We start from the raw sequence: 14,419 nt of genomic DNA, 5'->3' as shown, positions 1-14,419 counted from the left end.
TCCGGCCGAGTGACGACTATTAAACGGCGTCCCGCCGCACTGTTTCGCAGGCCGGAGGCCTGTTAATAACGGTCACTCGGCTGGAGCCGAGCGACGGCGTGGGGTTTAATAGGTCATGCTTAGGCTATAAAACTCTTTGCCTTCACCAATGCATTATCCAAGCCGCTTGCATCACTGCCCCCGGCTGTTGCGAAGAAAGGCTGACCGCCGCCACCGCCTTTGATTTCTTTGGCCAGTTCTTTAATGATATTGCCGGCATGCAACCCTTTTTCCTTTACCAGGTTTTCGGCTATCATAACCGTAAGGCTTGGTTTACCATCGAAATCGGCAGCCAGTACCAGGTACAGGTTGGGTACGATATCTTTTAGCTGGTACGCCAGGTTTTTAACGGCCTCGGCGTTGGGCAGGGCAACTTTTTGGGCAATGAAGTTTAAGCCGCCTATAGCTTCGGCTTTTTGCGCCAGTTCGTTTTTAAGGCCCGATGATTTTTCGAGGATAGATTTCTCTATTTCTTTTTTCAGTTTACTGTTTTCTTCCAGTAGACTTTCAACGCTTTTTGGCAGGTCTTTAGGGTTTTTAAGGAGGTCTTTAAGCTGATTCACCAGGTTGCTTTGATTAGTAATGTAAACCTCAGCAGCAACCCCGGTAATGGCCTCTATACGACGCACCCCGGCAGCAACAGCGCTTTCGGATATTATTTTGAAGTAACCAATTTGCCCGGTAGCCTGTACGTGCGTACCGCCGCAAAGCTCCTTACTAAACTCTTCCTCGAAGGTGATCACGCGTACATACTCGCCGTATTTTTCGCCAAACAGGGCAGTTACGCCGCTGGTGATGGCTTCGGCATATAGCACGCTGCGTTCTTCTTTAAGGGGAATATTCTGGCGAACCTTTTGATTTACGATAGCTTCTATCTGCGCCAGTTCCTCGTCGGTTACCTTGGCAAAGTGCGAAAAATCGAACCGCAGGTAATCGGAATTAACCAGTGAACCTTTTTGATTTACGTGACTGCCTAACACCTGTTTCATAGCGGCATGCAGCAAGTGTGTAGCCGAGTGGTTGCTGTTGGTTTGGCTGCGCAAAGCAGGATCAACAATGGCCGTAAGCGCATCCTCAATATCCTCGGGCAGGTTATCTACAAAGTGAACGGTTAGGCCATTCTCTTTTTTGGTATCGGTAACTAAAATAATGGTTCCATCAGGGAATACCAGCTCGCCCTTATCCCCTACCTGGCCACCGCTTTCGGCATAGAAAGGTGTTTTATCCAGCACTATCTGGTATTGCTCCTTTCCCTTAGCTGTAACCTTGCGGTATTTTACCACATGGGCAATGGTTTCGGTTTCATCGTAGCCGGTGAAGGTAGAGGTTTCGTCATCTTTGAGGACTACCCAATCTTGCGTGTCAATAATTGAAGCAGCACGGGAACGGGACTTTTGTTCTTGAAGAGCGGCTTCAAATGTTTCCATATTAATCAAAGTATCTCTTTCACGAGCCATAAGTTGGGTTAAATCTATAGGAAAGCCATAAGTGTCATATAGTTTAAAAGCCATTTCGCCCGGAAACAACAATTGAATCTCATTCCCATCAGAGGTTTTTCCTGTCCTAACAAATGTCTTTTCGTAATAATCATCAAAATATTTTATCCCCTGTTCTAACGTTCTCAAGAAAGAAACCTCTTCCTCCAAAATCACCTTCTGCACAAAATCCTTTTGACTGTACAAATTATCAAACACGCCTTTAAATTGCTCTGCCAGCAAAGGCACCAATTGGTTAAAGAATGGTTCTTTAAAGCCTAAAGTTTGGTAGCTGTAACGTACCGCCCTGCGTAATATCCTGCGGATCACGTAGCCTGCTTTATTGCTTGCTGGTAATTGTCCATCGGCAATGGCAAAGCTGATGGCGCGGATATGGTCGGCCAGTACGCGCATAGCTACGGCGCTGCTCCAATCGGCATCGCCGGGTTTGGCGGCGCTGTTATAGGTTTTACCGCTTTTCTCTGCAATAAACTGGATCATTGGCTGAAAAACATCCGTATCATAATTAGAGCTTTTGCCTTGCAGCACGCGCACCAGGCGTTCAAAGCCCATGCCCGTATCTACGTGTTTGGCGGGTAATGGCTGTAAGGCGCCGCCCTTTAAGCGGTTAAATTGCATAAATACATCATTCCAGATCTCGATAACCTGGTCGTGATCGGCATTTACAAGGGTTGCACCGCTTACCTCGGCACGCTCATTATCCGGGCGGCTATCAAAATGAACCTCCGAACACGGACCGCACGGACCGGTTTCGCCCATTTCCCAAAAATTATCTTTTTTATTGCCGGGGAGAATGTGCGCCTCGTCTACATACTGTTTCCAGAGGTCGTAGGTTTCGGTATCTTTTTCCAGACCTTCTTTTTCGTCGCCTTCGAAATAGGTAACGTATAGGCGGTCTTTAGGTAGTTTATAAACTTCGGTAAGCAGTTCCCAGCTCCAGGCAATGGCTTCTTTTTTAAAGTAGTCGCCAAAGCTCCAGTTGCCCAGCATCTCAAACATGGTATGGTGATAGGTATCAATCCCCACCTCTTCCAAATCGTTGTGCTTACCGCTTACCCGCAGGCAGCGTTGCGTATCGGCCACACGAGGGGCTTTGGCAGGTGCTTCGCCCAAAAATATATCTTTAAACTGGTTCATCCCCGCGTTGGTAAACATGAGGGTGGGGTCGTTTTTTATAACAATAGGTGCAGAGGGAACAATGGTATGTCCCTTTGAAACAAAAAAATCAAGAAAAGCCTGTCGTATTTCGGTAGCTGTCATAGGATGCAAATGTAATTATTAGTCGGGAAGTCAGAAAGTCCGGAAGTCGGAAAGTCAGAAAAGGGTTAAAAAGTCGGGAAGTCAGAAAGTCCGGAAGTCGGAAAGTCAGAAAAGGGTTAAAAAGTCGGGAAGTCAGAAAGTCCGGAAGTCGGGAGGAAAAATTCAAGAGTAAATGATTGTAGCTAAAACTTCCGGACTTTTCTGACTTCCGGACTTGCGGACTTAAAAACTAAAAACTTACATTTGCATATGCCTTACAAAGACCGCGAGATAAGCAAAATGTATTACACCATGGGCGAGGTATCGGCCATGTTTGATGTGAATCAGTCGCTTATCCGTTTCTATGAAAAGGAATTTGATGTGTTGCAGCCCAAGAAAAACAAAAAAGGCAACCGTTATTTCACCCCCGAAGACCTCGAGAATTTCAAGATCATCTTCCACCTCATCCGCGATAAGGGCTATACCCTGCAGGGCGCAAAGGATCACCTTAAAAACAACATGGGTGATACCAAAGAGAACCAGCGCGTTATCAATTCGCTGGAAGATATAAAAAAATTCCTGCTCGAAGTACGCGACCAATTATAGATATGAGATGTTAGATTTGAGATATGAGATATTTTTTATCTTTCTTAACTCCTATCTTACATATTATATTTTGTCTCAAATCTCATATCTAACATCTCATATCTCAACAGCATATGATCGCGAATCATAAAGGCGAAATTCCTGTTGTTGTGCTGCTTATGCCTTATTTATTGGGCGTTGCTTTGGGCATCGGCTGGGTTAGCGCTATATGGTTACCTGTTTTGTGGGGTGTATTTATTGGATTGGGCGCCGTTTTCATCCTGCTTAATTTAACATACCTGCAACTTGGCGTTTATAAATTCAGGTGGATGGGAGGCCTCCTGATGGGCTTTATTATGCTCGCGGCAGGTTGCATCAGCGCTATCAGTAATAATGAGCTGAACAATACAAGCCATTTTTCTAAATCGCCGGCCAAACACCTGCTGGTAAAGATCAGTAACGAACCGCAGCTAAAGAACGGATTGCTCAGGTTTACCGCCAGCGTTCAGCAAACAGTAAATAACAACCAAACTCACGATGCCTCCGGCACCCTGCTCATCACCATAAAAGACAGCACCGCAACCGGCCTGCAATACGGCGATGAACTGCTGGTACCAGGCACCTACACTGCTATCGACCCACCATTTAACCCCGGCGAGTTCAATTATAAAAAATACCTGGCGCATCAGAATATTTATTACCAATTGTTCCTGTACCCCGGCTTGTACCATGTAATTGAGCACGATACCGGCAACCCGCTCATTGCCTATTCGCTCAGGTTACGGCAGCAAATGGTGCAGGCCTTCAAGCAAAAAATGCACAACGCGGATGCCATAGCCGTAGCATCAACCCTCATATTGGGTTACAAGGCCGATTTAAGTAATGATATTTTGCAGGCTTATTCAAAAACGGGCACTATTCATGTACTGTCGGTTTCGGGTGCGCATGTGGCTATTATTTATGTACTGCTGCAGGGCTTGCTGGGTTTTATGAACGGGCGCAGGTATGGCAGGTATTTAAAAATGGGCATTATTGTTATGCTAATTGGGTATTATGCCATGCTCACCGGCTTTTCGCCAGCGGTTTGCCGGGCGGCGGTAATGATCAGCATGGTTATCATCGGTAAAAACTTTGCACGGCACATCAACATGCTGAATATCCTGGCTATATCGGCTTTCTTACTACTACTTTACAATCCTTTATATATTACCGACGTTGGTTTCCAGCTCTCCTACCTTGCCGTTGCCGGCCTTATTGTTTTGCAGCCGGTTGTTTACCGGTGGATGAAATTTAAAAACAAATGGGCCGATAAATTATGGTCGGTTTGTTCGGTATCCATCGCTGCGCAGGTAATTACTTTTCCGCTGAGTGCGTTTTATTTTCACCAGTTTCCGGTTTACTTTTTGGTAAGCAACCTGCTTATTATAATCCCCACAGCGGTTATTATGTACAGCGGTTTGGGTTACCTGCTTTTGTCATGGGTACCCGGCCTGTCAACCGTATTGGCATGGGTGCTGGAACAAAGTATTTTGCTGATGAACAAAGCCCTGGCCTTTATTGAACATACGCCCTTTGCCAGCATCAACAAAATATGGCTTACCATACCCGAGTATTTGTTGCTGTACGTACTTATTATCAGCCTGTTTTACTTTTTGTACGATAGAAAGCGCTGGCTGTTTATTACGGGGATGATCTGCCTGTTTTTACTTGCCGCCAGTATCAGCCTTAAAAAATACAATGCGGGTAATACCCGTTCCATAGCATTCCTTAACCTGCGCAAAAACGTGGGGATGGTGTTCAAAAATGGCAACCAAGCCTTAGTGTTAACCAACCTTGCCGATACTGATAAAAACTACAGCTACTCCATACAACCCTACCTGGATAGCAGCCAGGTAAGCAATGTAACTATCATAAATCCGCAGCAAAACGTTAGTCTGAATTACCTGCATAAGCGGGGCAACTTCATAGGATTTTATAATAAACGAATCTTGTTGTTTGATAAAAGTTTGGAACAAAGCCAGCTTCCGCAAAAGTTAAACGTGGATTTTGCATACATCACTGGCAGCCCGCATACCGATATTGCTTTTATACAGCAGAATTATAATTTTAATATGCTGGTGATGGACGAGAGCAATAGCAATGCCCTGATAGCCAAATTAAAGGCCGAAGCAGATACACTGCATATAAATTATAAAATATTGAAGCGTAACATTTCGTTAGTTACGGTATCTAATTAGCAGCAATTAAACTAAAGACCAATAAATTTGTCTTTAAACTAAAAAAAGGTAAATTGGTATAATTAAACAGAAACTATGAATATTAAATTTTTTAATGTTGCCCTGGGACTTGCCCTTACTGCAACAGCAATGAGTGCAAGCGCGCAAAAAAAGATAAGTGAAGGTGTTATAAATCTTGAAATGTCTATCCGCGGACAGGCTATTCCTGCTCAAAACTATTTCAGATCTGATTCAAGTGCTTACAAACTTAATTTTGGACCAGCCGCTGTTAAAATACTTAACGACGCAGCCGGAAAATCATTCGCCAACGTGGTTGAGGTACCGGCTTTTGGTGTTAAAAAAGCAGCAATAGCTACGCCAGATGAAGTTGACCAGATGGTAGCAGCGTTCCCGGTATTGGAATTTACACCAACAACCGAAACCAAGCAGATCTCTGGTTTTAACTGTAAAAAAGTTATTGCCAAGGACACCAAAAAAGGTGCAACTTATGACATATGGATCACTAATGATATTGAAGTACCATTTGTAGGTCTTGGAAAATACTACGCCAAAATTGGTGGTTTCCCTGTTCAGTATACTTCATTTAGCGCACAAGGTAATGCAGAAGTTACCGTTAAAAGTGTTGTTGAACAAAAAGTACCCGCAGGCACATTTGGTATCCCTGCCGATTTTGACAGGATCAGTCTGGATGATCTTGCAGCAATGCAAAAAGGCGGCGGTCAATAACAGCCCAGCTAACAAATATTTAAAGGTTTCTTAACATTTGGGTTAAAGTACTATTTTTGTACCCCTTTATGTTAAGAAACCTTTTTAGTTTTATCAGATTCTTTGTTTTCTGGCTGGTGTTTTTCGCCATCACCAGGGCAACATTTGAATTGTACTTTTGGCTTAAGCTTGGCGCCGCAAGTTTTGGCGAAATTATGCAAACCTTTTACTATGGTTTACGGCTTGATGCTTCGGCGGCGGCTTACATCAGTGCCCTGCCTTTGTTGGTTTTTGTTATTGGCTGGTGGTTTCCGTCATTAACTATCAAACCTATATTTTTAAAGGTGTACGTTTGGTTTTGCCTGTTCCTCATCTCTTTAGATACCTCTTTAAATTTCAATATTTTTCGTGAGTGGGGTACTAAGGTTACCTTCAGGGTTTTCACATCGTTATACCATGCCCCGTCAGAAGCTATGGCTTCTTCGGGCTCGTCGCCGGTTGGCCGGTGCGTGCTGATTTGTTTGGCACTCATTGCATCGGGCGTTATACTTGCCCGGTACATTATCAATTTCGATTTTAAAAAGCCGGTACTTGAACCCAAATTCAAGGCGTTTTACATTATTATACTACTGTTTTGTAATTTGATATTGATGCGTGGCGGCCTGCAAACCGAACCGGTAAACCAAAACTCCGCCTATTTTTCCGATATCGAGATCCTGAACCAATCGGCACTTAATACCGAGTGGAACCTGTTTAATAACATCGTCGAAAACCTGCGCACGCCTTATAACCCTTACCTGTTTATGCCGCCGGGTCAGGCTATTAAACTGGTGCAGGATGCCTACAAGATACCCAATGATGAATCGCTTCGGATACTGACTACCACTCGCCCCAACGTGGTGATCATCCAGATGGAAAGCTATACAGCGGATGTTATTGAATCGCTCGGCGGCGATAAAGGTGTAGCCCCAAACTTTGAAAAGTTTATAAAAAACGGCCTGCTCTTCGATAATATATATTCATCCGCCGATCGTACCGACAAAGGCATCATATCTATCATGAGCGGCTTCCCCTCTCAGGCTATCCGCACCATAGTTTCAGATACCACAAAGCAGAAGAAACTACCCGCCATAGCCACTATTTTAAAAGGCGCGGGCTACCCTACCAGTTATTTTTACGGCGGTAAAAGTAGTTATATGGACTTTAATGTTTTTATGAAAAGCCACCATATTGATCAGATAACCGACGAATACAGCTTTGATAAAAGCCAGGTAAAAACCCAATGGGGCGTTTATGACGATGTACTTTTTGCCAAGCACCTGCAATACGCGCAGCAGCAAAAACAACCATTCTTTACCTACCTGGAAACCTCTACCAATCACGAGCCATTTGTGCTGCCCGTAAAAGCGCATTTCCCAGAAGATACCGATGGCGATGCAGCCAATAAGTTCAGAAGTACCGCTTACTTTACCGACTCATGCCTTAACGCCTACTTTGAGCAGGCCAAAAAGCAAGACTGGTACAAGAACACCCTTTTTATTTTAGTGGCCGACCACGGGCACCGCTTGCCGCACAATAACGCAGGGGCATATAGTCCGGCTAAATACCATATTCCGCTGTTGTTTTTTGGCGATGTTGTAAAACCCGTGTATCGTGGTAAAAGGATCAGTAAAATGGGCGGCCAAACAGATATCGCCGCTACCCTGTTAAGTCAGCTTAATTTACCGCACCAGGAGTTTAAATGGTCGAAGGACCTGCTTAACCCCAACGTTGCCGACTTTGCATTTTTTAACTGGGATAATGGCTTTGGTTTTATGATGCCGCAGCAAACAGTTTCCTACGACAACTCAGGCCGCCGCATCATCTACCGCAGTAACAAAAATGCCGATCCAAAGGATACCGAGAAATCACTCATGAACGGCAAAGCCTTTTTACAGCAGGTGTATACGGAGTATATGGGGTATTAAGCACGATTTAAGGATTTTACAGGATTAAATTGATCTCTTTCCCTTTTATTATCCTATTTGCAAATGGGCTGCTATTAGCTTAAATTTGTATATGCTTACAGTAACTCCTCAATATATTACCGATAACGCAGGTAAGAAATTATCTGTAGTACTTCCTATTAATGAATTTAACAGCATTATGGATGAGTTAGAAGAACTGGAAGATATAAGGTTATATGATGATGCCCAAGGTGATAAAGAACCATCCATCCCAATAGATGAGGCTTTTAAAATGATTGAAGAAAAACGTCACCTTAAAAAGTAATGGCTTATCGGGTTACTATTAAAAAAAGGGCGATCAAGGTATTAGAAACCATTAACGAGCCTTATTACTCAAACGTTAAAACTGCAATTCTGGCTTTAGCAGAGAATCCCCGCCCACAGGAATATATTAAATTAAAGGGTCGCGATGGTTACCGCATCCGTGTTGCAGACTATCGTATCATTTACAATATTTTTGATGATATTCTTTTAATAGATGTGATCGACCTCGGCCACAGGAAGAATATCTATGAGTGATCTTAATTCCTTAGCGAATTTATAAGATTTCTATTTAAATAGTTTGTCATCCTGAGGAACGAAGGATCTATTCACAGACCATGTATCGCCTAACAGATTCTTCGTTCCTCAGAATGACAGGTTGAAAAAAACAAATCCTAAAAATCCTTTAATCTGTTTAATCCAGGTTCAGACAACCTGCACATCCCATATTTTAAATTTTAACTTTTGAATTCAAAGAAGCGTCTAATTGCTCCACCCACATATTAAACAACCTCGTTTCAAACTCAACGGCCTTGTTGGCGTGGCGTTCCCAGTCGGGTGAGAATTTATGGAGCTGATTGAGCATTTCTTCCAGGTGGCCTTCTTCTTCGAGGATGATTGATTTTACGTTCACTTTACTGCCGGCTTCGTCAAGCGCGTCCTGGTAAATTGGGTAAAGTTCATCGGCACGTACTTCAATGGCATAGGTTACCAGTAGGTAGGCCGCAAAGCGCAGTTCGGCACCTGTTAAGGACAGATCAGCTTTCAGGTAACGGCAAACGTCAATATCCAGTTGATTTAAATAATATTTACTTGAGCCGGGAGCCAGCAGGTATTCGGCGGCGTAAGTTGGCAGCTCCACACCGGTTTTTTCCAGCTGTTTTTTCAGATAAAAAGCGTGGCGATGCTCTTCGGCAGCATGTTTCAGGATAATATAGGTAACCGTTAGCGGATCTTCACTGGCGGATATTTTACGCGCCCCGGTGTTTTCCATCAGCGACAGCGTGTTTAACCAGCGCGAGTGCAATTCGTTATCGGCAATTATTTGCGGTAGTATGGTATTTAACTGCATAGTTTATATCTCTGTAAGGGCCTGCTCAATTTTGCTGTAAACATAGGCCAGTTCGTCATTAGTAATGCAATATGGGGGTAAAATGTAAATAATGTTACCCAATGGCCGTAAAATTATGCCTTCGGCCAAAAAGTACTGGTACAATTTATCGCGCAGCGAACTAAAGTATGAAGTATCATCGCCGGTTTGCCATTCCATTGCCAGTATGGTGCCGGTTTGCCTTACGGCCTTTATTTTAGGGTGATGCTGTATTTTAGCAGCAAATTGCTCGTGTTTGGCTTCGATCCGCTGTATGTTGGCCATAGTGGCGGGTTCCATAAACAAATCCATACTGGCCAGTGCCGATGCGCATGCTATTGGATTGGCCGTAAAGGAATGCCCGTGGAAAAGCGTTTTCAGCTTATCATCAGACAGGAAGGCATCATAAATATGCTGCGTGCAGGTGGTAAGTCCCAGCGCCATTGTACCGCCGGTGAGCCCTTTGGAGAAACACATAATATCGGGCTGAACAGTCACATGATCGCAGGCAAAACGCTTGCCTGTGCGGCCGAAACCGGTAAACACCTCATCGTCAATCATCAGCACGTTTTCCTGCCTGCAATGCGCCATTAGCTCGTTCAGATATTTGGCCTCGTACATCAGCATCCCGCCTGATCCCTGCACCAATGGCTCGAATATAAAGCAAGCCGTTTGAGATTTGAGATCTGAGATTTGAGATTTGAGATTCTGGATGTTATTCTCGTTTGGGGTGTCTATAAATTCTACCTCGAACAATAAGCTATCAAACGCTTTTGTGAAGGCGCTGCGGCCGCTTACGGCCATGGCGCCAAAGGTATCGCCGTGATAGGCGTTGTTGAAGGCTATTATTTTTGTACGCTGATCGCCTTTGTTGAGCCAGTATTGAAGGCACATTTTTATAGCCACCTCAATAGCGGTAGATCCGTTATCGCTGTAAAAAGCCTTTTGCTGATTGTTTGGTAAAATTGCCAGCAGCCGCTCGGCCAGTTCAACCGCGCCCTGGTGGGTAAAACCTGCAAATATTACATGCTCCAATTGCTGCAATTGCGCGGCTACCTTGTGGGCTATGTAAGGGTGGGCATGCCCGTGGATATTTACCCACCAAGACGATACCGCATCAATATATTTTTTGCCATCCTCATCATACAAACAAGTGCCCTCGCCCCGTACTATGGGGATGGGTGGGGCGGCCGTTTTCATTTGGGTGTATGGATGCCATATAACTTTAAGGTCACGTTCTGTTAAACTCATAGTTCTGCTCTTAATAATTCAACCACACGCTTATCTGTAGGGAAGGTTACGTTATCCGGAAATAGCTCGCTTATTTTAACCCACCTGAAAGCCTGCAGCACATCGCCTTCACCGTCAAAATCATATTCAACAGTTTTTATGGCGAAATTTATTGGTGTTATATTTTTTACTTTATAGTATACACTGATAATCTGCGAGTTGTTAAAGGCCGACCGCACGAAAAAATCGGTAGTATAAAAATGACCGTTTATTTCAACCTCCATCTCGCACTCTTCCACAAACTCGCGTTTAAGGCCGTCAATCAACCCCTCGCCTATTTCCAGGCCGCCGCCAGGGAATTTTATAAAACGGTTGCCGTACTCCTGTTCGTCGCTCACCAGCACCTCATTTTGCTCGTTTATCAGCAAGCCATATACACGTACGTTAAAATACTCAGCCATTACTCAAAGTGTTTTTTATTACGTACAACTTTATCCAACGTCCAGGGAATGGTTTCTGTTTGTGCCTCGCTGCGGATGGGGCAATTGGGCATACTGCAATAGTGGCAACAATTGGGCAGGCATGGGTCGGCATGTATAAAAAGTTCGGTTTTTATGCCCACCTCGCTATTTATCATCTTATCAACTAACGAAATTTCGGTATGTACCGTATTCAGATCAAAGTAGCTGGGCAGCGTCATGTGGCAATCTATATGCAGTTCGTTACCATATTTTTGGGCGCGAAGGTTATGCACATCTATCCATGACTCCCTGCGTTTATCGCCTAATACTTTAATCACATCGTTCACCACCAAAAAATCGGCCTCATCCATCAATCCCCCTACAGATCTGCGTACCAGTTTATAGCTGCTATATAATATATATATACCAACGGCTATCGATAAGGCGCTATCCAGCCATAATATTTTTGTAAATTGTATCAGCAACAATCCTATAACAAGTCCGCCGCTGGTCACCATATCGGCCAGCAGGTGGTGGCCATCGGCTTCAAGGGTAATGGATGGGATCGACTTGCCCTTTTTTATCATATAATAACCAAGCGCACCGTTTATAGCCCCGGTTACGCCAATGATAGCAGCACCGGTAAACAGGTCATGGATGCTATTTGGATTAAACAGGCTGTAGATAGATTTCACGATGATCATAACACCCGCAATACCAATGAGGGAGCCTTCGATAAAAACAGAAAAGTATTCGATCTTTCCGTGGCCATAAGGGTGATTTTCATCCCGTGGGAGCGATGAAAGGTAAATACTGAAGAACGCGAAGGAACTTGCTATTACATTTACAATGCTTTCGGCGGCATCGGTTAGTACAAAATTGGATGCGGTTAAGAAGTATGCCCCAAACTTCGCTATCATCAGCACTATACCCGTTACCAGCGAAATTAATATGATCCTTTTTTGTTGATTCAAAGCAATCTGTATTAGGCCGCAAATTTATAAATAACAAGCGTAAGTAGCAGTAAACTTATTTTCTATATTTGCCGCGATAACATAATTTATATGAGCGCATTAAGTAACCGGATAAATAACCTGTCCGAATCTGCAACGATTAAGATGGCCAAAATGGGCCGCGAACTTGCCGCAAAAGGTGTTGACGTGATCAGCCTGAGCTTTGGCGAGCCTGACTTTCATACTCCCGAGCACATAAAGGAGGCCGCGAAGCAGGCCATGGATAAAAACATGACCTATTATACCCCCGTAGCCGGCTATCCCGACCTGCGTAAGGCCGTGGTTAATAAGCTAAAGACTGAGAACGGCCTGGATTACGAACCAACTGACATTGTGGTTTCTACAGGTGCCAAGCAGGCTATTGCCAATGCCGTGCTTTGTTTAGTTAATCCGGGCGAAGAAGTGATTATCCCTACCCCGTACTGGGTATCATACAGCGAAGTAGTGAAGCTTGCCGAAGGTGTGAGCGTATTTATAAATACTACCGTTGAGCAAAACTTTAAAATTACCCCTGCACAATTAGAAGCCGCTATTACGCCAAAAACCAAGCTGTTCATGTTTTCATCGCCATGTAACCCTACAGGTAGTGTTTACAGTAAGGATGAGCTGGAAGGTTTGGCTAAAGTATTTGAAAAGAATCCGCATGTTTATATCCTGAGCGATGAAATTTATGAGCACATCAATTATATTGACAAACATGAATCAATTGCCCAGTTTGATTATATTAAAGATCGTGTAGTGATCATTAACGGATGGTCAAAAGCTTTTGCCATGACCGGATGGAGAATTGGCTACACCGCAAGCAGCAAGGAAATTGCCACCGCCTGCGATAAAATGCAGGGACAAATTACCTCTGGTACTTGTTCTATCACCCAGCGCGCAGGTGTTGCTGCTTACGAGGGCGGTTTAGAAACCGTACTTGAAATGCGCAAAGCCTTTAAAAAACGTCGCGACATTGTATACAAATTATTAAGTGAGATTGATGGTCTGCAGGTTAACCTGCCCGATGGCGCGTTTTACTTTTTCCCTAATGTTACCTCGTTCTTCGGCAAAAGCTACAATGGCAAAACCATTAACGATTCTGACGAGCTGAGCATATTTTTACTGGAAGAAGCCCATGTAGCAACCGTAGGCGGCGATTCATTCGGCGATCCTACTTCTATCCGTTTATCATACGCCGCTGCGGAGGATAAGCTGATTGAAGCTGTAAGAAGGATCAAAGAAGCGCTGGCTAAACTATCTTAATGTGCAGATTACAGATGTGCAGATGAAATCAAAAAAATCTGATAGATCTGCTTAATCGAGGTTCAGACAAATTCCCTAAAAACAAACAAAGCCCCCCGTTATCACAACGAGGGGCTTTGCTATTATTGGTTTAGTAACGATGCTTACAAACCAAATCCGTAAGCTAAACGTAAGCCTACAAGACCGTAGTTATTGCTCTGTCCAGAATAGTTTTCATAACGTACACCTACATCCCATGATTTAGTTGCATAACCTACACCTGGAGAAAGAATTAATTTTGTGTCTTTTTGACCACCTTCAACAATTGGGTGAACTTCAAAACCGGCACCTACTTCACCAGAGAAATAAAATCCGCTACCAACAAATGCCTTGATACCGGCTTTAACAGGAATCATACCTAATGATCTGCCTTTAAACGAAACGGTAGATGTACCTGTTGGGGTAGTTACAGATGATGAAACGGTTTTACCAAAGAAATTGTAATAACCCGAAGTTAATGTTAACGCCAAATCATTGCTTACACCGTATTGCAAACGTGCTGTACCACCTAATTCAAAATTTGATACATCATGTGCGTTACCTGTTGGCGCGCCAACTTCTAAACCTACACCAAAACGTATAGTGTTTGCGGGGGTAGTTTGTGCATTAACATTTGTTCCGATAAATATAGCTGCAGCTGTAAAAGCTCCGGCTATCATTTTTGTCATTGTTTTCATAGTTGTGTTTTTTAGTATAACTCTACAATTTTCATTGTATTAACACCATCTTAACAAATACTTTGCCAGCGTGCCAATAAAAAAAGCTTATGATAT

Annotated in this window: 13 protein-coding genes; 7 read left to right on the top strand and 6 right to left on the bottom strand. The window is 43.7% G+C overall.

Annotated elements, in window-relative coordinates:
• Positions 1-119: 119 nt before the first annotated feature.
• The gene (alaS, locus tag BLS59_RS22315) at positions 120-2,795 is read right to left on the bottom strand and encodes an alanine--tRNA ligase (protein WP_091152753.1); all 2,676 of its coding nucleotides are present in this window, start codon (positions 2,793-2,795) and stop codon (positions 120-122) included.
• A 249-nt stretch (positions 2,796-3,044) separates the two neighbouring features.
• Here alaS and BLS59_RS22310 point away from each other — a divergent pair, with 249 nt between their 5' ends.
• The 6 genes from BLS59_RS22310 (at position 3,045) to BLS59_RS22285 (ending at position 8,826) form a co-directional block, all read left to right on the top strand.
• Positions 3,045-3,380: a MerR family transcriptional regulator gene (locus BLS59_RS22310; protein WP_091152751.1), complete on the top strand. Its 336-nt coding sequence runs from the start codon at positions 3,045-3,047 to the stop codon at positions 3,378-3,380.
• A 113-nt stretch (positions 3,381-3,493) separates the two neighbouring features.
• Complete coding sequence (locus BLS59_RS22305) at positions 3,494-5,596, top strand: ComEC/Rec2 family competence protein (RefSeq protein WP_091152749.1); 2,103 nt, start codon at positions 3,494-3,496, stop codon at positions 5,594-5,596.
• Between the two features lie 75 nt (positions 5,597-5,671).
• A complete protein-coding gene (locus tag BLS59_RS22300; protein WP_091152747.1) occupies positions 5,672-6,322 on the top strand; it encodes a hypothetical protein in 651 nt (216 codons plus the stop codon).
• Positions 6,323-6,390: 68 nt separating this feature from the next.
• Positions 6,391-8,268: an LTA synthase family protein gene (locus BLS59_RS22295; RefSeq protein ID WP_091152745.1), complete on the top strand. Its 1,878-nt coding sequence runs from the start codon at positions 6,391-6,393 to the stop codon at positions 8,266-8,268.
• 91 nt (positions 8,269-8,359) lie between these two features.
• Positions 8,360-8,572 carry a hypothetical protein gene (locus BLS59_RS22290; protein WP_091152743.1) on the top strand — a complete coding sequence of 71 codons (213 nt, stop codon included), beginning with the start codon at positions 8,360-8,362 and terminating at the stop codon, positions 8,570-8,572.
• A complete protein-coding gene (locus tag BLS59_RS22285) occupies positions 8,572-8,826 on the top strand; it encodes a type II toxin-antitoxin system RelE family toxin (RefSeq protein ID WP_091152741.1) in 255 nt (84 codons plus the stop codon). Before BLS59_RS22290 ends, BLS59_RS22285 begins: the two co-directional genes overlap by 1 nt.
• A gap of 193 nt (positions 8,827-9,019) precedes the next feature.
• Here BLS59_RS22285 and BLS59_RS22280 read toward each other — a convergent pair whose 3' ends face one another.
• The 4 genes from BLS59_RS22280 to BLS59_RS22265 are packed head-to-tail and all read right to left on the bottom strand — an operon-like array spanning position 9,020 to position 12,323.
• Positions 9,020-9,640 carry a hypothetical protein gene (locus BLS59_RS22280; protein ID WP_091152740.1) on the bottom strand — a complete coding sequence of 207 codons (621 nt, stop codon included), beginning with the start codon at positions 9,638-9,640 and terminating at the stop codon, positions 9,020-9,022.
• Between the two features lie 3 nt (positions 9,641-9,643).
• On the bottom strand, positions 9,644-10,909 hold the full coding sequence (bioA, locus tag BLS59_RS22275; RefSeq protein ID WP_091152738.1) for an adenosylmethionine--8-amino-7-oxononanoate transaminase: 1,266 nt from the start codon (positions 10,907-10,909) through the stop codon (positions 9,644-9,646).
• Positions 10,906-11,349, bottom strand: coding sequence for an NUDIX domain-containing protein (locus tag BLS59_RS22270; protein ID WP_091152736.1), 444 nt, complete (start codon positions 11,347-11,349; stop codon positions 10,906-10,908). Before BLS59_RS22270 ends, bioA begins: the two co-directional genes overlap by 4 nt.
• Positions 11,349-12,323, bottom strand: coding sequence for a cation diffusion facilitator family transporter (locus BLS59_RS22265; RefSeq protein ID WP_091152734.1), 975 nt, complete (start codon positions 12,321-12,323; stop codon positions 11,349-11,351). Before BLS59_RS22265 ends, BLS59_RS22270 begins: the two co-directional genes overlap by 1 nt.
• Positions 12,324-12,413: 90 nt before the next feature.
• Between BLS59_RS22265 and BLS59_RS22260 the strand changes: the two genes are divergently transcribed.
• Entirely contained in the window at positions 12,414-13,607 is a 1,194-nt protein-coding gene (locus BLS59_RS22260; protein ID WP_205411331.1) for a pyridoxal phosphate-dependent aminotransferase, read from the top strand.
• A gap of 143 nt (positions 13,608-13,750) precedes the next feature.
• On the opposite strand, the gene BLS59_RS22255 is transcribed toward BLS59_RS22260, so the two are convergent.
• On the bottom strand, positions 13,751-14,323 hold the full coding sequence (locus BLS59_RS22255; RefSeq protein WP_143014214.1) for a hypothetical protein: 573 nt from the start codon (positions 14,321-14,323) through the stop codon (positions 13,751-13,753).
• Between the last annotated feature and the right edge of the window lie 96 nt (positions 14,324-14,419).

The organism is Mucilaginibacter pineti (assembly GCF_900101875.1).
In the GTDB taxonomy this organism is placed as follows: Bacteria; Bacteroidota; Bacteroidia; order Sphingobacteriales; family Sphingobacteriaceae; genus Mucilaginibacter; species Mucilaginibacter pineti.
Note: the sequence above shows the minus strand (reverse complement) of the source record. Positions and strands in the feature narration are given on the sequence as shown.